This is a genomic window from Sphingobium sp. 22B, assembly GCF_001580035.1.
Taxonomy (GTDB): domain Bacteria; phylum Pseudomonadota; class Alphaproteobacteria; order Sphingomonadales; family Sphingomonadaceae; genus Sphingobium; species Sphingobium fuliginis.
The window spans coordinates 35,939-56,514 of the sequence record NZ_LTAB01000027.1; the positions used below are offsets into that span (position 1 = coordinate 35,939).

General features: G+C 65.2%; 19 protein-coding genes. 7 read left to right on the forward strand and 12 right to left on the reverse strand.

The window, feature by feature from the left end:
• Positions 1–18: 18 nt before the first annotated feature.
• Positions 19–1,191, forward strand: a complete 1,173-nt coding sequence (locus A0J57_RS19815) for a diguanylate cyclase (protein WP_061938954.1) — start codon at positions 19–21, stop codon at positions 1,189–1,191.
• A 210-nt stretch (positions 1,192–1,401) separates the two neighbouring features.
• Here the strand turns inward: A0J57_RS19815 and lpdA are convergent, their stop codons facing one another.
• The 9 genes from lpdA to A0J57_RS19860 form a co-directional block, all read right to left on the reverse strand.
• On the reverse strand, positions 1,402–2,802 hold the full coding sequence (gene lpdA, locus A0J57_RS19820; RefSeq protein WP_048576156.1) for a dihydrolipoyl dehydrogenase: 1,401 nt from the start codon (positions 2,800–2,802) through the stop codon (positions 1,402–1,404).
• A 3-nt stretch (positions 2,803–2,805) separates the two neighbouring features.
• Entirely contained in the window at positions 2,806–3,114 is a 309-nt protein-coding gene (locus A0J57_RS19825) for a GIY-YIG nuclease family protein (protein ID WP_099186335.1), read from the reverse strand.
• A gap of 75 nt (positions 3,115–3,189) precedes the next feature.
• On the reverse strand, positions 3,190–4,431 hold the full coding sequence (gene odhB, locus A0J57_RS19830) for a 2-oxoglutarate dehydrogenase complex dihydrolipoyllysine-residue succinyltransferase (RefSeq protein ID WP_061938956.1): 1,242 nt from the start codon (positions 4,429–4,431) through the stop codon (positions 3,190–3,192).
• Positions 4,432–4,439: 8 nt separating this feature from the next.
• Positions 4,440–7,235, reverse strand: a complete 2,796-nt coding sequence (locus A0J57_RS19835; protein ID WP_061938958.1) for a 2-oxoglutarate dehydrogenase E1 component — start codon at positions 7,233–7,235, stop codon at positions 4,440–4,442.
• A gap of 86 nt (positions 7,236–7,321) precedes the next feature.
• The gene (sucD, locus tag A0J57_RS19840; RefSeq protein WP_025547828.1) at positions 7,322–8,206 is read right to left on the reverse strand and encodes a succinate--CoA ligase subunit alpha; all 885 of its coding nucleotides are present in this window, start codon (positions 8,204–8,206) and stop codon (positions 7,322–7,324) included.
• Between the two features lie 104 nt (positions 8,207–8,310).
• The gene (gene mdh / locus A0J57_RS19845) at positions 8,311–9,273 is read right to left on the reverse strand and encodes a malate dehydrogenase (protein ID WP_044661781.1); all 963 of its coding nucleotides are present in this window, start codon (positions 9,271–9,273) and stop codon (positions 8,311–8,313) included.
• A 288-nt stretch (positions 9,274–9,561) separates the two neighbouring features.
• The gene (gene zapE / locus A0J57_RS19850) at positions 9,562–10,674 is read right to left on the reverse strand and encodes a cell division protein ZapE (RefSeq protein ID WP_044661780.1); all 1,113 of its coding nucleotides are present in this window, start codon (positions 10,672–10,674) and stop codon (positions 9,562–9,564) included.
• Complete coding sequence (locus A0J57_RS19855) at positions 10,671–11,117, reverse strand: PaaI family thioesterase (RefSeq protein ID WP_061938980.1); 447 nt, start codon at positions 11,115–11,117, stop codon at positions 10,671–10,673. Before A0J57_RS19855 ends, zapE begins: the two co-directional genes overlap by 4 nt.
• A 34-nt stretch (positions 11,118–11,151) precedes the next feature.
• Positions 11,152–11,940, reverse strand: coding sequence for a succinate dehydrogenase iron-sulfur subunit (locus A0J57_RS19860; RefSeq protein WP_025547823.1), 789 nt, complete (start codon positions 11,938–11,940; stop codon positions 11,152–11,154).
• A 154-nt stretch (positions 11,941–12,094) separates the two neighbouring features.
• On the opposite strand from A0J57_RS19860, the gene A0J57_RS19865 reads away from it, so the two are divergent.
• From A0J57_RS19865 to A0J57_RS19875, 3 genes are read left to right on the forward strand one after another with little or no spacing between them, the layout of a single operon-like run.
• A complete protein-coding gene (locus A0J57_RS19865) occupies positions 12,095–13,186 on the forward strand; it encodes a hypothetical protein (RefSeq protein ID WP_061938960.1) in 1,092 nt (363 codons plus the stop codon).
• Positions 13,183–14,277: a CDP-alcohol phosphatidyltransferase family protein gene (locus A0J57_RS19870; RefSeq protein WP_061938962.1), complete on the forward strand. Its 1,095-nt coding sequence runs from the start codon at positions 13,183–13,185 to the stop codon at positions 14,275–14,277. The genes A0J57_RS19865 and A0J57_RS19870 overlap by 4 nt, the downstream gene beginning before the upstream one ends.
• Positions 14,274–14,702 (forward strand): HIT family protein, encoded by a 429-nt coding sequence (locus A0J57_RS19875; RefSeq protein ID WP_061938965.1) that lies wholly within the window; start codon positions 14,274–14,276, stop codon positions 14,700–14,702. Before A0J57_RS19870 ends, A0J57_RS19875 begins: the two co-directional genes overlap by 4 nt.
• On the opposite strand, the gene A0J57_RS19880 is transcribed toward A0J57_RS19875, so the two are convergent.
• Positions 14,690–15,457, reverse strand: coding sequence for a sugar phosphate nucleotidyltransferase (locus A0J57_RS19880; protein WP_061938966.1), 768 nt, complete (start codon positions 15,455–15,457; stop codon positions 14,690–14,692). The genes A0J57_RS19875 and A0J57_RS19880 overlap by 13 nt on opposite strands.
• Positions 15,458–15,574: 117 nt before the next feature.
• On the opposite strand from A0J57_RS19880, the gene A0J57_RS19885 reads away from it, so the two are divergent.
• On the forward strand, positions 15,575–16,906 hold the full coding sequence (locus A0J57_RS19885) for a lipopolysaccharide biosynthesis protein (protein WP_061938968.1): 1,332 nt from the start codon (positions 15,575–15,577) through the stop codon (positions 16,904–16,906).
• 1 nt (position 16,907) lies between these two features.
• On the opposite strand, the gene A0J57_RS19890 is transcribed toward A0J57_RS19885, so the two are convergent.
• Both A0J57_RS19890 and A0J57_RS19895 read right to left on the reverse strand, forming a co-directional pair.
• Positions 16,908–18,011 carry an FAD-binding oxidoreductase gene (locus A0J57_RS19890; RefSeq protein WP_061938970.1) on the reverse strand — a complete coding sequence of 368 codons (1,104 nt, stop codon included), beginning with the start codon at positions 18,009–18,011 and terminating at the stop codon, positions 16,908–16,910.
• The gene (locus A0J57_RS19895; RefSeq protein WP_082718755.1) at positions 18,008–18,988 is read right to left on the reverse strand and encodes an alpha/beta hydrolase; all 981 of its coding nucleotides are present in this window, start codon (positions 18,986–18,988) and stop codon (positions 18,008–18,010) included. Before A0J57_RS19895 ends, A0J57_RS19890 begins: the two co-directional genes overlap by 4 nt.
• A gap of 42 nt (positions 18,989–19,030) precedes the next feature.
• Here A0J57_RS19895 and A0J57_RS19900 point away from each other — a divergent pair, with 42 nt between their 5' ends.
• Positions 19,031–19,504 (forward strand): prepilin peptidase, encoded by a 474-nt coding sequence (locus tag A0J57_RS19900; protein ID WP_025547813.1) that lies wholly within the window; start codon positions 19,031–19,033, stop codon positions 19,502–19,504.
• Between the two features lie 52 nt (positions 19,505–19,556).
• Positions 19,557–20,576 carry a Flp pilus assembly protein CpaB gene (gene cpaB, locus A0J57_RS19905; protein ID WP_061938984.1) on the forward strand — a complete coding sequence of 340 codons (1,020 nt, stop codon included), beginning with the start codon at positions 19,557–19,559 and terminating at the stop codon, positions 20,574–20,576.

Consider the following 20,576-nt stretch of genomic DNA (forward strand, 5'->3'; position numbering starts at 1 on the left):
AAGGAACAGGCACGCAGCGTGGGAGAGAATTTCGCCTTCTTCCTGCCCGTCATGATGGCGAGCTTCGGCGTGGTTTTCGCCTTTGTCTGGACCCTGCGGGTGCGCGCCGCGGGATATTGGAGCGCCGCCTTCTTCTGCGTCGCGGGCGGCTTTGCCGTGCCGGCGGGATTCGCCCTTGTGCCGACGCCCCTCTGGGGCTTCCTGGCGGACCTGCTGTTCGCCAGCGGCTTCCTGCTGTTCAGCCAGGCTTTGCTGGAACGGTGGCGGCCCAACTGGCTGCTGCGGGTGCGGATCGCGATCTGGGCGCTGTCCGTGATGCTGTGCGCCGTTTCCCTCATGCTGGACAATCTGCCCTTCGAACTGGCCGCGTCCGATTTCGGCTGCTTCCTGCTGATCGGCCTGCCGCTGATCGCCGGCAGGGATCGCCTCGACAACTGGTCGGACCGCACATTGTTCGGCGCGGCGACGCTGGTCGCGGTGGACAATCTGATACGCGGCAGCACCGTGCCCCTTACCCTGTCGGGGGGCAGTTTCCTGAGCAGCGACTATGCCTTCCTGATGCAGGCGCTTGCCTGCGTCCTTGGCCTGTTCCTGGCTCTGGCCGCGCTTGCGGCGAACATGCTCGACCTTCTCGCCCGCTATCAGCGCGACGCGCTGCATGATCCCCTCTCCGGCCTGCTCAACCGACGGGGATTCGACGATGCCATCGGCCAGAGGGCGCGGAAACTGCCGACGCAGGGCAGCCTGATCGTCTGCGACATCGACCATTTCAAGTCGATCAACGATGCCCATGGCCATGCGCTGGGCGATCGCGTGATCGTCACACTGGCGCGGATATTGGTGCAATTCGCGCCTGCCGAGGCCATCACGGCGCGCTTCGGCGGGGAGGAATTCATATTGTTCCTCCCCGATGCCGACGCGGCCCGGGCAGCCACGGTCGCCAATGACATTCGGGAGAGCATCGCGCAGGAGGTCGCTCGCCAGCTTGGCCTTTCGCGGCCCCTTACCGCCAGTTTCGGATTGTCGGCCGTCCAGCCCGGCGATGCCGCGATCCACGATGCCATCGCGCGGGCGGATGCGGCGCTCTATGAAGCGAAGACGCATGGCCGCAACCGGGTTTGCGTGCGGCGGGCGCTTGCCGTGCCTGACAAGCGCGCCGACGGTCCAAGGTCCCGGGCCCGGAGCGGATAGAATTTGCTCCGCTCCCTGCAGGTCGACATATGTTCCTGCGAAGGCAGGAACCCAGTTCCGTCCTGGGAACGGCATTCCTGCCTTCGCGAGAATGGGCATGCCTCAACGCAATCGGGGCAAGCTCCACGCAATGCTCCAATCGTCAATAGGCCATGAAAAAGGCCGCCCCGAAGGACGGCCTTCTTATTCTTTCCCAAGGGCGGGACGCGATCAGATGTGGATCGGCTTGCCCGTCACGGCCATGGCCGCTTCCTTGATCGCCTCGCTATGCGTCGGATGCGCGTGGCAGGTATAGGCAATGTCCTCGCTCGAAGCGCCGAACTCCATCGCCTGCGCCGCCTGCGCGATCATCGTGCCCGCAACCGTCGCGATGATCCAGACGCCCAGCACCTTGTCGGTTTCCGCATCGGCAATGATCTTCACGAAGCCATCGGGCTCATGGTTGGTCTTGGCGCGGCTGTTCGCCAGCATCGGGAATTTGCCGACCTTGATCGCGCCCTTTTCCTTGGCGGCCTCTTCCGTCAGGCCCACGCCAGCGATCTCCGGCTTGGTATAGACCACCGACGGGATCACGTCATGGTTCACGATCCCGGTCAGGCCCGCGATATTCTCGGCAACGGCAATGCCTTCATCCTCGGCCTTGTGCGCGAGCATCGGGCCGGGGATGACATCGCCAATGGCCCAGACGCCGGGAACCTTGGTCGCGAAGTCATGATCGGTCTCGATCTGGCCACGGGCATTGAGTTCCAGACCGATCTTGTCGAGACCCAGCCCCTCCGTGTTCGGACGACGGCCGATCGACACCAGCACCACATCGGCCTCGATCTTCTCCGCCTCGCCGCCGGCGGCCGGCTCGACGGTCAGGGTCACGCCCTTCTTGCCGACTTCCGCGCTCGTGACCTTGGTGCCGAGCTTATATTCGAAGCCCTGCTTCTTGAAGATCTTGTTCGCTTCCTTGCGGACTTCGCCATCCATGCCCGGCAGGATCTGGTCGAGGAACTCGACCACCGTGACCTTCGCACCGACGCGACGCCATACCGAACCCAGTTCCAGCCCGATGACGCCGCCGCCGACGACGACCAGATGGCCGGGAACCTTGTCCAGTTCCAGCGCGCCGGTCGAATCGACGATCCTGCCTCCCGCATTGTCTACCGCAACGCCCGGAAGCGGCGTGACCGACGAGCCGGTGGCGATGACGATGTTCTTCGCCGTCACCGTCTTGCCCGCGACTTCAACGGTGTTGGCGCCGGTGAAGGTCGCCAGGCCCTTCAACCAGTCGACCTTGTTCTTCTTGAACAGATATTCGATGCCGCCGGTCAGGCCCTTCACCGCTTCCTTGCGCTGGCCCTGCATGGTGTCGAGATCGAGGCTCATCTTGTCGATCTTCACGCCCAGCTTGGCGAGCGCGCCATTGGCGGCTTCCTCATACAGTTCCGAAGCGTGCAGCAGCGCCTTGGACGGGATGCAGCCGACATTGAGGCAGGTGCCGCCCAGCGTCTCGCGGCTTTCGGCGCAGGCGGTCTTGAGGCCGAGCTGAGCCGCGCGGATCGCCGCGACATAGCCGCCGGGACCGGCGCCAATCACCAGAACATCATAATCGAAGTCTGCCATTTCTCACTCCATTGCCGTGCTCCCGCGAAAGCGGGAGCCCAGGGCGTCGTCAGAACAGCGTTTCGAACAAATCCGCCATTGTGGATTATCGCGTTCGATCAGCTCGATCTTCCAGGCGCGTTTCCATTTCTTCATCCGCAGTTCGCAATGTCGCGCTTCCTGCAGATCGTCATATGCCTCAAACCAGACCAAAAGCTTACAATCATGGTCCTTGGTGAAACCGTCAATCAAGCCTTTGCGATGTTGATATGCCCTGGCCGCCAGATCGCTGGTGACACCCAGATATAGGGTGCCGTTGCGCCTGTTGGCCAGAAGATAGACATAGCCGGCTCGCGTAGCGCGTCTCCACCCTGGACTCCTGCTTCCGCAAGAGCACTGGTCGCATCTTTACAGGTCGATCAGCAGGCGGGTCGGGTCCTCGATCGCGTTCTTCACCGCGACGAGGAAGGTCACTGCCTCGCGACCGTCGATCAGGCGATGGTCATAGCTGAGTGCCAGATACATCATCGGGCGGATGACGATCTGGCCGTCGCGGACGACCGGACGATCCTCGATGCGGTGGAGGCCCAGCACCGCCGACTGCGGCGGGTTGATGATCGGGCTCGACAGCAGCGAACCGAACACGCCGCCATTGGAGATGGTGAAGGTGCCGCCCTTCATGTCCTCCATGGTCAGCGTGCCTTCCTTGGCCTTCTTGCCGAAGCTGCCGATCGTCTTCTCGATCTCGGCCACACTCAGGCTCTCGGCATTGCGGATCACCGGCACGACCAGCCCGTTCGGCGCCGACACGGCGACCGAGATGTCGGCGAAGTCGTTATAGACGATCTCGTCGCCTTCGATCTGCGCGTTGACGCCCGGAATATCGCGCAGCGCCATGCAGACGGCCTTGGTGAAGAAGCCCATGAAGCCCAGGCGGACGCCATGCTTCTTCTCGAACAGGTCCTTATACTTGGCGCGCGCCTCGATGACGTTGGTCATGTCGACGTCGTTATAGGTGGTCAGCAGCGCGGCGTTGTTCTGCGCTTCCTTGAGCCGCTTGGCGACGGTCTGGCGCAGGCGGGTCATCTTGACGCGTTCCTGCGCGCGGCTGGGACCAGCGGCAGGCGCAGCAGCGGCGGGCGCGGCGACAGGCGCAGCAGCGGCGGCCTTGGCGGTACCGGCGGCGGCGGCGGCCACGACGTCGTCCTTGGTCAGGCGACCGTCCTTGCCCGTGCCCTTGATCTTGCTCGGATCAAGGCCATGCTCCAGCACCAGACGGCGCACGGCGGGCGACAGGGTCAGGTTGCCGCCCTCATCCTCATCGGCGGGGGCCGAAGCGGCCGGGGCAGGCGTGGCGGCTTCCGCCTTGGCGGCGGGGGCCGGAGCAGCGGCAGGCGCTGCCGCAGCGGCCGCGCCCTCGTTGACATAGGCCAGCAGCGCGCCGACCTCGACCGTATCGCCTTCCTTGGCGACGATGTCGCCCAGCGTGCCGGCGGCCGGCGCGGGCACGTCGACCGCGACCTTGTCGGTTTCAAGGCTGACGATGGGCTCGTCGGCCTTCACGGCATCGCCGGGCTTCTTGAGCCACTGGCCGACGGTTGCTTCGGTAACGGATTCACCCAAGGTGGGGACTTTGACTTCGGTAGCCATGAGCTTGTTCAGCCTTTCTTCTGGCGACGGATTTCTTCACGGACGCTGTGACCCAGCGCATCGGCGACGAGGGCGCCCTGCTCGGCGACATGGCGCTTGGCGAGGCCCGTGGCGGGCGACGCCGACGCCTTGCGGCCGGCATAGCGGGCGCGCATCGGCGCCTTGCCGGCGGCTGCCAGCGCTTCCTCGACATAGGGCTCCACGAAGAACCATGCGCCGTTGTTGCGCGGTTCTTCCTGACACCAGACGACTTCTTCCAGGTTCGTCATGCGCTCGATGCGCTTGGCGAGGGCTTCGGCCGCGAACGGGTAGATCTGCTCGATGCGCACGATCTGCACGTCCGTGTCGCCCGCGGCGTCGCGGGCCTCCATCAGGTCGTAGAAGACCTTGCCGGAACAGAGCACCAGGCGGCGGGTGTCCTTGTCGGCGGCCCCATTGGGGTCCGACAGGATGCGCTTGAAGTGCGTTTCGCCCAGGAAGTCCTCCGCCTTGCTGACCGCCAGCTTGTGGCGCAGCAGCGACTTGGGCGCCATGATGATCAGGGGCTTGCGGAAGGGCCGCAGCATCTGACGACGCAGGACGTGGAAGTAATTGGCCGGGGTCGTGATGTTCGCGACCTGGATATTCCCTTCCGCGCAAAGCTGGAGATAGCGCTCCAGCCGGGCCGAGCTATGCTCGGGACCCTGACCTTCATAGCCATGCGGCAGCAGGCAGACGAGGCCGTTGGACCGCAGCCACTTGGTCTCCGACGAAGCGATATACTGGTCGAAGATGATCTGCGCGCCATTGGCGAAGTCGCCGAACTGCGCTTCCCACAGCACCAGGCTCTTGGGATCGGCCAGCGCGAAGCCATATTCGAAGCCCAGCACGCCATATTCGGAGAGCGGCGAATCCAGCACCTCGAACCGGCCGTGGGGCACGGTCGAGAGCGGGATATATTTGTTCTCCCTATCCTGGTCGGTCCAGACCGCGTGCCGCTGGCTGAAGGTGCCGCGCCCGGAGTCCTGGCCCGACAGACGAACGCCATAGCCTTCCGACAGCAGCGATCCGAAGGCCAGCGCCTCGCCGGTCGCCCAGTCGAAATTCTCGCCGGACTTGAACATCTCGGCCTTGGCGTCGATCACGCGCTTCAGCGTCTTGTGGACGTTGAGGCCCTCCGGAATCGCCGTCAGCGTCTTGCCCAGGCTGTCGAACAGCTTCTGGCTGATAGCGGACTCGACGCTCTGGCGGCTCGTTTCGGCATCGGCCGGCTTGTGCAGGCCCGACCACCGACCGGCGAACCAGTCGGCCTTGTTGGGCTTGTAGCTCTTGCCGGCCTCGAACTCTTCCTCCAGATGGTTGACGAAGTCGCCCGTCACCTGGGCGACGAAATCATCGTCGACCACACCCTCCGCCTTCAGCCGCGCCGAATAGACGTCGCTGACCGGCGGATGCTGACGGATCTTCGCATACATTTGCGGCTGGGTGAAGGACGGCTCGTCGCCTTCATTGTGACCGAAGCGGCGATAGCACCACATGTCGATCACGATGTCGCGGTGGAAGGTCTGGCGATATTCCATCGCCAGCTTGCACGCGAAGGTCACCGCCTCCGGATCATCGCCATTGACGTGCAGGATCGGGGCCTGGACGCCCTTCGCCACATCGCTGGGATAAGGCGAACCGCGCGAGAATTGCGGGCTGGTCGTGAAGCCGATCTGGTTGTTGACGATGAAGTGGATGCAGCCGCCGGTATTATAGCCCGACACGCCGGAGAAGCCGAAGCATTCCCAGACGATGCCCTGCCCCGCAAAGGCCGCGTCGCCGTGGATCAGCACGGGCAGCACCTGCTCATGCTTGGCGAGGTCGTCGCGGAAGGTCTGCTGCGCGCGCACCTTGCCCAGCACCACCGGATCGACGGTTTCGAGGTGCGACGGATTGGGAACCAGCGACATATGGACCTTGACGCCGTCGAACTCACGGTCGGTCGAGGTGCCGAGGTGATATTTGACGTCGCCCGATCCGCCGACATCCTCGGGATTGGCGGTGCCGCCCGAAAATTCGTGGAAGATGACGCGGAAGCCCTTGGCCATCACATTGGCGAGCACGTTCAGCCGGCCGCGATGCGCCATGCCATAGACGATCTCGCGCACGCCCTGCGCGCCGCCATATTTGATGATGGCTTCCAGCGCCGGGATCATCGATTCGCCGCCGTCCAGGCCGAAGCGCTTGGTGCCGACATATTTGCGGCCCAGGAACTTCTCATATTGCTCGGCGTGGATCACCTTGGCCAGGATCGCCTTCTTGCCTTCCGGCGTGAAATGGATTTCCTTGTCCTTGCCCTCCAGACGCTCCTGCAGGAAACGGCGTTCCTCCACGTCCGCGATGTGCATATATTCCAGGCCGACATTGCCGCAATAATTGGCGCGCAGAATCGCCACGATCTCACGCACGGTCGCATATTGCAGGCCCAGCGTGCCGCCCAGATAGACCTTCTTGTCCGGATCGTTCAGGCCGTGATATTCCGGCGTCAGGTCAGCCGGCAGATCGCGTTGGGTCAACCCCAGCGGGTCGAGATTGGCAGCCAGATGACCACGTACGCGATATGTGCGGATCAACATCTGCGCGCGTATTGCATCGTCAGCCGCACTTACGGCATCAGCATCCGAAACCGCCTTGCCATTGGCCTTGGCGGCGGCCTTCACGGCCACTTGCATCTGCGTGGGGTCAAGCGCCCCGGTCAGGTCGTCGGTGTCGATCGGCGGCCAGTTGGTGCGCGCCCAGCTCGGTCCGCGCTCAATCTCGAAGTCCTGGTTTTCGTAACCCATTTCTCTCGTCCCATGCCAACCGCGTGCAGTCGCGGGTGCGGGGTAACAGATGGCCGGGGTGCAGCCCGGCCATCTCCATGGCTGGATCAGCCCTTCAGCACTTCCAGCAGGGTCGTGCCGAGTTCGGAGGGGCTCGCCGCAACCTTGATGCCGGCTGCTTCCATCGCCGCGATCTTGCTCTCCGCGTCGCCCTTGCCGCCCGACACGATCGCGCCGGCATGACCCATGCGGCGTCCCGGAGGCGCGGTGCGGCCCGCGATGAAGCCGGCCATCGGCTTCTTGCGGCCCTTCTTCGCTTCGTCGATCAGGAACTGGGCGGCCTGCTCTTCCGCGTCGCCGCCGATTTCACCGATCATGATGATCGATTCGGTGGCGTCGTCGGCCAGGAACAGTTCCAGCACGTCGATGAAGTTGGTGCCGTTCACCGGATCGCCGCCGATGCCGACGGCCGTGGTCTGGCCCAGGCCCGCATTGGTGGTCTGGAACACGGCTTCATAGGTCAGCGTGCCGGAGCGCGAGACGACGCCGACGCTGCCCTTGGAGAAGATGTTGCCCGGCATGATGCCGATCTTGCATTCGCCCGGCGTCAGCAGGCCGGGGCAGTTCGGGCCGATCAGGCGCGACTTCGAACCCGAAAGGGCGCGCTTCACCTTCACCATGTCCAGCACCGGAATGCCTTCGGTGATGCAGACGATCAGCGGGATTTCGGCGTCGATCGCTTCCAGGATCGAGTCGGCCGCGAACGGCGGCGGAACATAGATGACCGACGCATCGGCGCCGGTCTTCGACTTGGCTTCGGCCACGGTGTCGAACATGGGCAGGCCGATATGGGTCGTGCCGCCCTTGCCCGGCGTGACGCCGCCGACCATCTGCGTGCCATAGGCCAGGGCGGTTTCGGTGTGGAAGGTACCGGTGGCACCGGTCATACCCTGGGTGATGACCTTGGTGTTCTTGTTCACCAGAATGGACATGGGCGTCCCTTCATTTTCTGTGGACGTGGCACTTTGGGTCTAAAGGCGGACCGCCCCAGGCTGCGCACTTACCTGGGACGGTCCGGTGCAAGCTCGTTTGCGGATCAGGCCAGCGAAGGATCGATGCCCTTGCAGGCTTCCAGCAGTTCCTTGACGGCGTCGATCGACACCTGAAGGTTCGCCTTGGCTTCGTCGTCCAGTTCGATCTCGACGACCTGCTCGACACCGCCGGCGCCGATGATCACGGGCACGCCGACATAGAGATTGTCGACGCCGTACTGGCCGGTCAGGTTGGCGGCGCAGGGCAGCAGGCGCTTCTTGTCGCCCAGATAGGCTTCAGCCATGGCGATGGCGCTGGTGGCCGGCGCATAGAAGGCCGAGCCGGTCTTCAGCAGCGCGACGATCTCGCCGCCGCCCGAACGGGTCCGCTGCACGATGGCGTCGATGCGCTCCTTGGTCGAGCGGCCCTGCTTGATGAGGTCGGGAACCGGGATGCCCGCGACGGTCGAATATTCGATCACCGGGACCATCGTGTCGCCATGGCCGCCGAGCACGAAGCTGGTGACGTCCTTGGCCGACACGTTGAATTCTTCCGCGAGGAAATGGTTGAAGCGCGACGAGTCGAGCACGCCGGCCATGCCGACCACCTTGTTGTGCGGCAGGCCGGAAAATTCGCGCAGCGCCCACACCATCGCGTCGAGCGGGTTGGTGATGCAGATGACGAAGGCGTCGGGCGCGTTGGCGGCGATGCCCTCGCCCACGGCCTTCATGACCTTGAGGTTGATGCCCAGCAGGTCGTCGCGGCTCATGCCCGGCTTGCGGGCGACGCCGGCGGTGACGATGATGACGTCCGCGCCCGCAATGTCGGCATAATCGTTGGAGCCGGTGATCTTCGCGTCGAAGCCTTCGACCGAAGCGCATTGCGACAGGTCGAGCGCCTTGCCCTGCGGCACGCCTTCGACGACGTCGAAGAGGACGATGTCGCCAAGCCCCTTGAGAGCCGCCAGATGCGCGAGCGTGCCACCGATATTACCAGCGCCGATAAGCGCGATCTTCTTACGGGCCATATGCAATCATCCTCCAAGCCGTAAACTGGAATTGCCAAGAAACCGGAACTGAAAGTGCGCTTAGGCCTATCCGCCCTAGGTTTCAACCGCGCAAAGGCCCGCATGCCAATTTATCTTTGCAATTCATTCGCAATTTCATTAATAGCCGTTTCACCTCTGTCGCCCACGCGCTCCTACCCTGGCGCATGGCCCTTCCCCACAGCGGCCACCTGCCGCACGCCTCCCTTCAATGGGAGCGTGCGGACCCTTTTTTCCAGAACGGACAATGGCGAATTCGACGGAGCGAGATTATTTCTCGCCGTGGCCCAGCGCCAGATAGTCGTCGGACTGCATTTCCATCAGGCGGGATACGGTGCGCTCGAACTCGAACGCGCCATCGCCCTCCGGGTAGAGACGCGCCGGTTCCGCATCGGCGGAGGCGAGCAGTTTCACCTTATATTCGTAGAGCGCGTCGATCAGCGTCACGAAACGCGCGGCCTCATTGCGTTTCTCCGGCCCCAGCACCGGAATGCCGACGATGATGACGGTGTGATATTTGCGGGCGATCGCCAGATAGTCCGGCGCGCCCCGGGCCTCGACGCAGAGGCGCTTGAAGGAAAAGACGGCGACGCCCTTCAGGCTCTTGGGCACATGCAGCGTCCGGCCGCCCTGCACCTTGATGTCCTCGGCCGGAACCTTCGCCCGGTCTTCGACCGGATAGTCGGTCAGGCGGAAAAAGGCTTCCGACAGCGCCCTCGTCGCTTCCGGACCGTTGGGCGCGTGCCACAGGGTCGCATCGCCCAGGCGATCGCGGCGATAGTCGGTCGGACCGTTCAGGGTCATGACGTCCAGCTTCGCCTTGATGAGGTCGATGAAGGGCAGGAAAAGCTGGCGGTTGAGACCGTTCTTGTAGAGTTCGTCCGGCTCGCGGTTGGAGGTGGTGACGATCGTCACCCGCTTTTCCAGCAAGCCGGTAAAGAGCCGCGACATGATCGCGGCATCGGCCATATTGTTGACGACCATCTCGTCGAAACAGAGCAGCCGCGCCTCCTCCGCCAGCGACTCGACCACCGGGGGGATCGGGTCGCCCGTCTCCGACTTGCGCGCCTCGGCCAGCCGGGCATGGACATCGAGCATGAATTCGTGGAAATGGGCGCGCTTCTTGCGCTGGACATGCACCGTGTCGAAGAACAGGTCCATCAGCATCGACTTGCCGCGCCCGACGCCGCCCCACATGTAAAGGCCGCGCGGCGGTTCCGGCGCCTTTCGCAGCAGCCTCCACAAGGTCGAACCGCGCGGCGGCGACGCCTCCAGCTCCTGCTGGAGCAGGTCCAGGCGCATCGCCGCCGCCCGCTGGTCGGGGTCGGGCCGCAATTCGCCCGCGGTCACGAGCGCGTCGTAACGGGCGATAACGCTGCTCACCCTGGCAGCGGCTTCTTGGGTTCGGGCGCCTTGCGCACGGTCGCGGCGGATGCCGCGATCAGGTCGTCATCCTGGGAAATGGTCAGGCGCAGGAACATCAGCCGCCCCGTCTCCCGCAGCAATTCGACCTCCGCGCGCAGGACGGGACCGATCTTTCCGGAGCCACAATATTGCATGCTGAGGTCAACGGTCACCGCCGCCGCCTGTTCCGGGCGCCCCATCGCCGCCAGGGCCGCGAAATAGGCATGATCGGCAAATCCGGCGAGAAAGCCGCCATGCAGCGCCCCCAGCCGGTTGGCGTGCGACGGCAGGCTTTCCAGCATGACCGTCGCCCTGCCCGCCGCATCGCTGCGCGAATAGCTGGTGCCGATGGCCGAGTCGAGGAACGTGCCCGGCGCCGTGTCGGTCCAGCACGACCAGCCCGCCCAGGGCCCTTCGGCCACCGGGCTCAGATGACCCGCTCCGTCGCTCACCGTGTCAGAGTTGCCGCTCGACCATCATCTTCTTGGTTTCCGCGATCGCCTTGGCCGGGCTCAGGCCCTTGGGGCAGACATTCGCGCAGTTCATGATGGTGTGGCAGCGATAGAGACGGAAGGGATCCTCCAGCTCGTCCAGACGCTCGCCGGTATATTCGTCGCGGCTGTCGGCCAGCCAGCGATAGGCCTGGAGCAGGATCGCCGGGCCCAGGAACTTGTCGCTGTTCCACCAGTAGCTGGGGCAGGAGGTCGAGCAGCAGGCGCACAGGATGCACTCATAGAGACCGTCCAGCTTCTCGCGGTCGGCAGGCGACTGGAGCCGTTCCTTGCCGCTGGGCGCCGGGCTGACGGTTTGCAGCCAGGGCTTGATGCTGTTGTACTGGGCGTAGAAATGGGTGAAGTCGGGGACCAGATCCTTGATGACGTCCATGTGCGGCAGCGGCGTGACGCGCACTTCCTTGCCCGCGCATTCTTCGATCGAGGTGGTGCAGGCCAGGCCGTTGCGGCCGTTCATGTTCATCGAGCAGGAACCGCAAATGCCCTCGCGGCAGGAACGGCGGAAGGTCAGCGTCGGATCATATTCATTCTTGATCTTCAGCAGGGCGTCCAGAACCATCGGCCCGCAATTGTCGAGATCGATCTCGAACGTGTCGTAGCGCGGATTCTGCCCGGAGTCGGGATCGTAGCGATAGACCTTGAAGCTCTTGACGTTCGTCGCGCCGTCGGGCGCCTTGTGGGTTACGCCCTTGGCGCTGATCTTGCTGTTCTTGGGCAGCGAAAATTCGGCCATTGCTCGTCAAGCCTCTTCGGATAATCCTTCAGTCGGCGTTGCGCATAACAAAAAATCTGCAAAGGTCCAGCACTGACGCAATGCAAAAAACGGGTTGCTTGATTTGTGGCGGTCCTGATCGCTACGGCGCGGCACACCCTGGAGAGCCAGCCCGTTGCCGACCGACATCGCCTTCCTCGCCATTGCCGAAGCCCATCAGGTCTATCACTGGCTGCCGGCCGCGCTTGCCCTGTCGCGCCGGGCGGGGGTGAAGGTGCATGTGCTTTCCCCCTCCCGCCTGATCCTGGATCTGGTCGCCAGCTATGATCCGGAAGGCGCGCTGGACCTCATCCGCCTGCGCAGGCCGCCCGCCCAACCCGACTCGCTGTTCCGCCAGCCGTCGCGTTTCCTGACGCTGATGCTGAACTATGCGACGGTCCGCCGCTTTCCCCTGTTGGTGACGACGGAGATTTCCAGCGGCTGGCTGCGCACCATGCCCGGCTTTTCCGCCCGCATGATCCAGATCAAGCATGGCGCGGGCGACCGGGAGGGCGGGTACAAGGCGCGCCATTCCGCCTTCGACCTGACGCTGGTCGCGGGCGAGAAGGACCGGCGGCGGCTGATCGACCGCGGGCTCTGCACGGCGCAGGATTGCGCGGTCGGCGGCTATGCGAAGTTCGAGCTGAAGGCCGCGCGGCAACGCTTTTTCGACAATGACCGGCCGGTGCTGCTCTACAATCCGCATTTCGATGCCCAATTGTCGTCCTGGCCCCGCCATGGGCCGGAGGTGCTGGCGGCGCTGGAAGCGCTGGAGGGGTGGAACGTCATCATCGCCCCCCATACCAAGCTTGCCTGCCGCACCGCGCCGATCCGCACGACGGCGCCCCATATCCGCGTCGACATGGGCAGCCGTCATTCCATCGACATGAGCTATACGATGAGCGCGGACGTCTATCTGGGCGACGTGTCGAGTCAGGTCTATGAATATCTGCTCCATCCCCGCCCCTGCATCTTCCTCAATCTCGACCGGCGCGACTGGCGCGGCGATGAGGCCTTCGCCCATTGGCGGCTGGGACAGGTGATCGAGGATATGGGCGCCCTGCCACAGGCGCTTGATCGCGCGGCGGACTTGCAAGCCGGGTTCGTTGATGCTCAGGAAGCGGCCATGTCCGATTCCATCGACCGATCGCCCACGCCTGCTTCCGAAAGGCAGGCCGACCTCATCCTCGATTTCGCCCGGAAATCCGAAAGGACTGCCGCCGCATGACGCAGACGATCATGACCGCGCTGGGGCCGGTGCGGCTGCTGGGCGACAATGCGACCCGCATCTGGGGCATGTCCAATGCCGAACGCTGCCGCCGCATGGCCGAAAGCGCCGCGAAGAATGGCAGCGCATTGGCGGTGGGGCAAGAACTGCTGTTCAACCTGAGCTACGCCTTCGATCCGATGCTGCTGCGGCTGGTGCTGGAGGAGCCGGGGACGGTCTTCGCCTGGGGCGCGGTACCGATCGTCGGGCAGGTGCCCGCAGGCAGCGATCCGCTGAGCGCGCCGCATCTCGTCGATCTGTCGGATGGGCGGAAGCTCTATAACCGGCAACTCCGCAAGCTGGAGCAGCCCTTCGTCCGGGAACTGACGCCCGCGACCCGGCGCGGCATCGAACGGCAAAGCTATTTCGGCGCCTATAAGGGCGTCACCGACCTGCTGACCAAATATCTCTGGCCCGAACTGGCGCTGTGGCTGACGCGGCTCGCCGCCTCGATCGGCATGACGCCCAATATGGTGACGGCCATCGGCGCGACGCTCTGCATATTGGCGACCTGGTTCTTCGCGCAGGGGCTGTATTGGACCGGCATGCTTGCCGGCTTCGTCTTCATGGTGCTGGACACGGTAGACGGGAAGCTGGCCCGCTGCACCATCACCTCGTCCAAATGGGGCAATGTCGCGGACCATGGCGTCGACCTGATCCATCCGCCCTTCTGGTGGTATTTCTGGGGCGTGGGGCTGTCGGCCTGGGGGCTGGCGCTGTCGACGCAGACTTTCGCGCTGGTGATGGCGGCCGTGATCGCGGGTTATGTGCTCCAGCGGCTGATCGAGGGGATGTTCATCAAGGATTTCGGCATGGACATCCATGTCTGGGGCCGGTTCGACAGCTGGTTCCGGCTGATCACCGCGCGGCGCAACCCGAATATGGTGATCCTGTTCGTCGCGCTGCTGGCCGGGCGGCCGGACATCGGGCTGATCGCGCTCGCCTGGTGGACGATCATCTCGCTGGGCGTCCATGCGGTGCGGCTGATGCAGGCCTATGGCGTGAAGCGCTCCGGGCGGCCCATCGTCAGTTGGATGGAGGCAAGGGCATGAACGCGACCATCGGGAAATTCGGCTATCCCGCGACCCTGATCGCGGAGTTCGCGCATTGGCTGGTGTTGCTGCGCCCCGCCCAGCCGACGCTGGGGTCGCTGGTGCTGGCGGCGAAGTCCGACGCCACGGCCTTTGGCGACCTGCCGGCGGAAGCCCATGCCGAACTTGCCCTTGCGACCAAGGCAATCGAAAGCGCGCTGACTGAGGCAGTCGGCTATGAGAAGATCAATTATCTGATGCTGATGATGGTGGACCCACACGTCCATTTCCATGTGCTGCCCCGCCATGGGGGCAGCCGCGAGCATGAGGGCCTGCGGATAACGGACGCCGGATGGCCGGGACAGCCCGACCTTGGCAGCGCGGTGAAGCTCTCGTCCGAACAGATCGCCGCGCTGACGGGCTGGCTCAGGCCCTATTTCGCGTAACGCCCCTCGGCCAGCCAGCGGGCGGTGAGCCTCTTCGCCGCCTCCACATCCTGCGGGAAGTCGACTTCCTGCCAGTCCAGCCCCTCGATGGAGACGGTGCCGACGCGGTTGCCCTTGGCGATGATGTCGATGGCGCGCAGATACCAGCGCTCGACGCCTTCTGGCGTGCGCATCATCTGGTCGATCTGGTTGCGGAAGATCGCCGGCCCCTCGCCCTTGAAGGCCAGCATGCCGATGGATTCGGCATTGGTGTCATGGGGCAGCAGCCGCTTGCCGATGGCAAGCAGGCGGCCGGTCTCGTCCCGGTTCACCTTCATGTCGTCATCGTCATAGTCGCCGGGCTTGACGTCCACGGTCACGGTGATGGCGTCCTCCGCCCCCGCGATCAGCTTCGCCACGATCTCGTCCGAGACGATGGTGTCGCCGTTCAGGATGATGAAGTCCCGATCCATCTCCTCCCGCACGATCCAGCAGGTGCCGAGATTGTCCGCCACCTGAAAGAAGGGGTTGAAGACAGTGCGGATGCGCGCGCCGGTGTCGCGGTAGAGTTGCAGCGCATGATCCTCCACCCGTTCCGTGCGGAAGCCGGTGACGACGACGATGTCGGTCACGCCATTGGCCACCAGCGCGGCGACCTGCCAGCTGATGAGAGTGCGGCCGTTGAAGTCGATCATGCATTTGGGCACGTCGCGGGTCAGCGGAAGCAGGCGCGATCCCTGGCCCGCGGAAAGGATGATGGCTTTCGAGATAGTCATGCGTCGGGCCATTAAAGCAAAGACAGGCCGATGGACAGGCCATGTTGCATCACAGCCGGCCCAATCCTAGATAGACCCGCGCCGGTCGGTCGGCGATCAGGAAAGGCCGGAACCCAAGTGACGAGCAAGCGCGGATCGGCTGGCGCTCAGGAAGGCTTCGCCCGCATCCTGGCGAATACCGGCTGGCTGCTGGGCGGCAAGGGCGTAGGCGCGGTGCTGAGCCTTGCCTATCTGGCCATCGTCACGCGAACGCTGGGCGTCGCGGATTTCGGCCGGTTCGCACTGGTGCTGAGCGCCGCCAACGTCATCAAGACGCTGGTCAGCTTCGACAGCTGGCAGATCGTCGTGCGCTACGGCCAGCCGCATCTGGCCGCGGGCGACGGCGATGCGCTGAACCGGGTGCTGCGCTTCTGCATCCTGATCGATCTGGGCTCCGCCGTGGCGGGCGGGCTGATCGCGGCCTTCATCATCCTCGCCTTCGGACCGCTGATGGAATTGTCGGCGGGCATGGGGTGGCAGGCCTGGATCTTCTGTATGGTGATGATGATCACCATCCGCTCCAGCCCGACCGGCGTGCTGCGGCTGTTCGACCGGTTCGATTCCGGCGCCTTTGCCGAAACCATGATCCCGGTCGGGCGGATGATCGGCGCCGGGCTGGCCTGGGTGCTGATGCCCGATGTCACCGGCTTCCTGATCGCCTGGGGCGCGGCGGAATTGTTGTGCGCGATCAGCTATTGGTGGCTGGCGCTGCGCGTCGGGGGCGAAAGGCTGGGGCGCTGGCGGTCCGGCCGGGCGCTGGACGCGCGCAGGGAAAATCCCGGCATCGTCGGCTTTCTCACCGCCACCAATTTGCAGACGACCCTGTCATCCGTGGGCCAGCAGGTGGCCGTGCTGGTGGTCGGCCTGTTCGTGGGGCCTGCGGGGGCTGGCCTCTACCGGCTTGCCAACCAGCTCGCCAATTCCCTGACCAAGATTTCCAGCCTGCTCTCCCGCAGCATCTTCGTGGAACTGAGCCGCACTCATTCCAGCCATGGCCATGAGGCGCTGGGTACGCTGTTCCGGCGGACCAACCGGCTGGCGCTGATCGCAGGGGCCGTGATCATCGCCCTCATCCTGACCATCGGCCATCCGCTGCTGGGGCTGATTGCCGGCAAGGCATTTCTGCCGGCCTATCCGCTGCTGCTGCTGCTGGGGATCGCGGCCTGCATCGACCTGGTCGGGGTGAGCTATCGTCCGCTGCTGATGGCGACCGACCGGGCCAGCCTGTCGCTGCGCATCACGCTGGTTTCGACCGCCTTGCTGCTGGGGATGCAGGCGGCCTTGTTGCCGATCTACGGCACGGTCGGGGCGGCAAGCGCGAATATCGTCGCCGCGATCGCGGGCTTTGCCATGATGGGGCTGGCGAGCCGACGGGTTTTGACACAGCCCGGCATGAAGGAAGCAGGCTGAATTAACGGAACCGCGCCGGAGAATAAGGCGCCGGATCGATCCCCATGATCTGCGGCGGCAAAGCCTCTCCCCTGAGAAGGGCAGCGCCCAGCAAGGCCGCAGCGGGCGAGGTCTGGATGCCGAACCCGCCCTGCCCCGCAAACCAGAAAAAGCCCCGCGCCGCCGGATCGAAGCCATAGACCGGCGCCCGGTCGCGGGAGAAGCTGCGCAGCCCGGCCCATTTGCGTTCCACCGCCTCGACCGGCCAGTCGACCACCGCCTCGAAGCGGGCGATCGCTTCCGCCACCGCCATTTCCTCCGGCGCGGCGTCGCAGGGCGGCGAAGGCTCCTCGTCATGGGGCGTGAGCCAGACCCGGCCCTCCCCCTCCGGCTTGAAATAGAATTGCGAGGCAAGGTCCATGACCAGCGGCAGATCGGCCGCAGGCATGGCAGGCACGCGCAACTGCACCACTGTCCGCCGCAGCGGCGCAATGCCAATCGGCGCGACCCCGCAGGCCCGCGCCACATCGTCCGCCCAGGCCCCCGCCGCGTTGACGATCATCCTGCAATCGATCGCGCCCCTGTCCGTTTCGACCCGCCAGCCGCCGTCCCGCGCCTCGGCACGCCGCAACGCCGTCGCCAGCCGCACCTCGCCGCCCAGGCGACGGAACAGCCGCAACCAGGCCTGATGCAACGCCGCCACGTCGATGTCGCACACACCCGGCTCCAGCACGCCCAGCGTCCATTCCGGCCGCAGTCCAGGGACAAGCCCGGCAGGCTCGACCGGAACCAGGTCGACCTTGCCGCCGAACTGCTCCAGCAGGCGGTCCCGCGCCGCCGCATCGCCTGCCCGCCCGATATGCAACGTCCGGCGCGGCGTCAGGAAAGGGGTGTCGGAAAAGTCCGGATCGGGCGCGGCCAGTATCGGTCCCGACGCCGTGGTCAGGGGCTGAACCGCCAGCCCGCCATAGGTCTCCTCCCAGAAGGAGACCGCCCGCCCCGTCGCGTGATAGCCGGCGCTCGGCTCCATCTCCAGCATCAGCACGCTGGCACGGTCCGCCAGCACCGCGCCAAGGCTCGCCCCGGCGATCCCGCCGCCGACAATCACGATGTCGGGCCGGTTCATTCCAGTCCGGCCCGGCCGGGGGCGACTTCATCCAGAAAGCAATCGATCCGCGCCAAGGCATCCAGCCGCACCGGGTCCAGCTCCCGCAATATCTCGTGCGCGGCCTCCCGCCCATAGACATGCAGCCGCGCGCCGGCGATCCGCGCCGCGATCCGCGCGATGGCAGGCGTGGAGACGAGCCGGTCGGTCCGCGCCGCCAGGATGAGCAAGGGCACGGCAATCCGCTCGATCGCGCGCCCCTGCTCCAGCGCGCGGGTCGAATGCAGCGCCTGCGCCACCCATTTCCAGCTCGGCGGGCCCAGCGCCACCTCCCTGCTATGATCGCGCCACCACAGCTCATCGGCATAGCGTTCGGGATCGTGGGTCAGCCGCTTCTGCCGCATGCGCCGCTGGCGTTCCGACTCCTCCTTCTGCGTCCACGCCTGCTTTTCGGCAAAGCCCAGGGCGCACATCGCTTCGGCAATGGCCACCGCCAGCCAGCGCGGCAGGGGCGCGGTGTGCAGTCCCATCATCGGCGCAACCGTCACGGCGGCATCGGGCGGAGCCATCCCCTCCGCCAGCGCGCGCAGCAACAGATGGCCGCCCATGCTGTGACCGACGATCACGCTCGGCCCCACCCCCTGCCCGCGCCAATCGGTGGCGAAGGCTTCAAGGTCGGCGATCCACTGTCCGAAATCGTCGATATGGCCGCATAGCGGATCGCCGGTCGTGCGGCCCGATCCGCCCTGACCGCGCCAGTCGAAGCCGGTGACCGCCCAGCCCCGGTCGGCCCAGTGGCGGATGACCTCAAGATATTTCTCGATCATGTCGCCGCGTCCGCCCAGCACCAGCATCCGGCCGCGACGACCTTCGCCCAGCCGGTAGCGGCGAAGGCGCCAGCCATCGGGCGCGGTCCAGTAATCGAGCCGCCCGTCCATCGGCCAGGCGCGCCGGTCGAAAGCAACGGGAACGAAACGGGGCGAATCCATGCGCCGCATGGTTACGCTTTGGTAAGCCATGCGGTCTATAGTTTCGAACCCATGACGGGGGATATTTTCCAAATGGCGCTGATCGGCGCCCTGACAGTGCTGCTGATCGTGGCGTCCGTCACCGATCTGCGGTCGCGCATCATCTCCAACCGGCTCAACCTGACGGTGGCCGCGCTGGCGCCGCTCTGGTGGCTGGCCTGCGGCCTGCCCTTCTGGCCGGGCATGGCGGTGCAGCTGCTGGTGGCGCTGATCGTGTTCATGGCGTTCGCCGCCCTGTTCGCGCTCGGCTGCATGGGCGGCGGCGACGTGAAGCTGCTGGGCGCGCTGGCGCTCTGGTTTCCCTGGCAGGCGACCCTGTCGATGCTGATGCTGATGGCGGTGCTGGGGGGCATCGTCACCATCGTGACCGTCGTGCACCATCGCATGACCCGGCGGCTGGGCCAGCCGCAAATCCCCTATGGCATCGCCATCTCGTTCGCGGCGCTCTGGCTGCTTGGCGAACGATATATTAACCAATTTGCGTGAATAAACGGGGGCTCGGGCGCAACTCGTCCGATTGAGGGAGGCGAATTTCATCATGGATGCCAAGAAGATCGTGCTGCTGGTGGGGGCGCTGATCATAGCGGTCACTACAGCCCTGCTTGCACGCAACATGCTGAGTTCGTCGAGCGCACCGCAAGCGGGCGCATCGTCCATGCCGGTCGAGGCTGACCAGCCCCATGTGCTGGTCGCGACCAAGGCCCTGCCGGTGGGCACCATCCTGGATGCGGAGAGCTTCCGCTTCCAGCCCTGGCCCAAGGATCTGGTCGAGCAGGCCTATTATATCAAAGGCCAGGCCGATCCGCAGAAGCTGGTGGGCAGCGTCATCCGCACCGCCATTTCCGCCGGTCAGCCGATGACCCTGGGGTCGGTGATCAAGCCGGGCGATCGCGGTTTCCTGGCCGCGGCCCTCGGGCCGGGCATGCGCGCCGTGACCGTGCCGGTGTCGGCGCAGAATTCAGTGGCGGGCTTCGTCTTTCCGGGCGACCGCGTCGACCTGATGCTGACGCAGAGCGTCAGCGGCGGCGGCGAAGGCGAACCGCTCAAGGTCTCCGAAACCATCCTGCGCAACCTGCGCGTGCTCGCCACCGACCAGCGCATGGACGCGCTGGGCGCCGACGGCAAGCCGGTGGTTCAGACCTATTCCAACGTCACCATCGAAGTGACGCCGAAGATTGCGGAGAAGATCGCGGTGGCCCAGACCATCGGCTCGCTCTCGCTCTCGCTGCGCTCGCTCGCGGACAACAGTTCCGAACTGGACGCGGCCATTGCCGGCAGCGACGTCGACCTGCCGGACGGCAGCAATCCCAATGCGGAAAAGAAGCTGCTCGCCAGCATCGCCGCTCGCCCCGTCGACAAGGGCAGCACCTATTCCACAGGCGCCGACGTCTCGCGCTATCAGCGCAGCAGCGTCCCCGCCAAGCCTTTGCAGACCATGGCTGCTGGCGGCGCTTCCGTCATCGGCGCGCCGGTCGGCGGAGGCATTGTCGGCCAGGGGCCGGTGATCCGCGTCGCCCGCGGAACCAGCGTGACCGTCGTTCCGGTCGGGGGGAAGTAA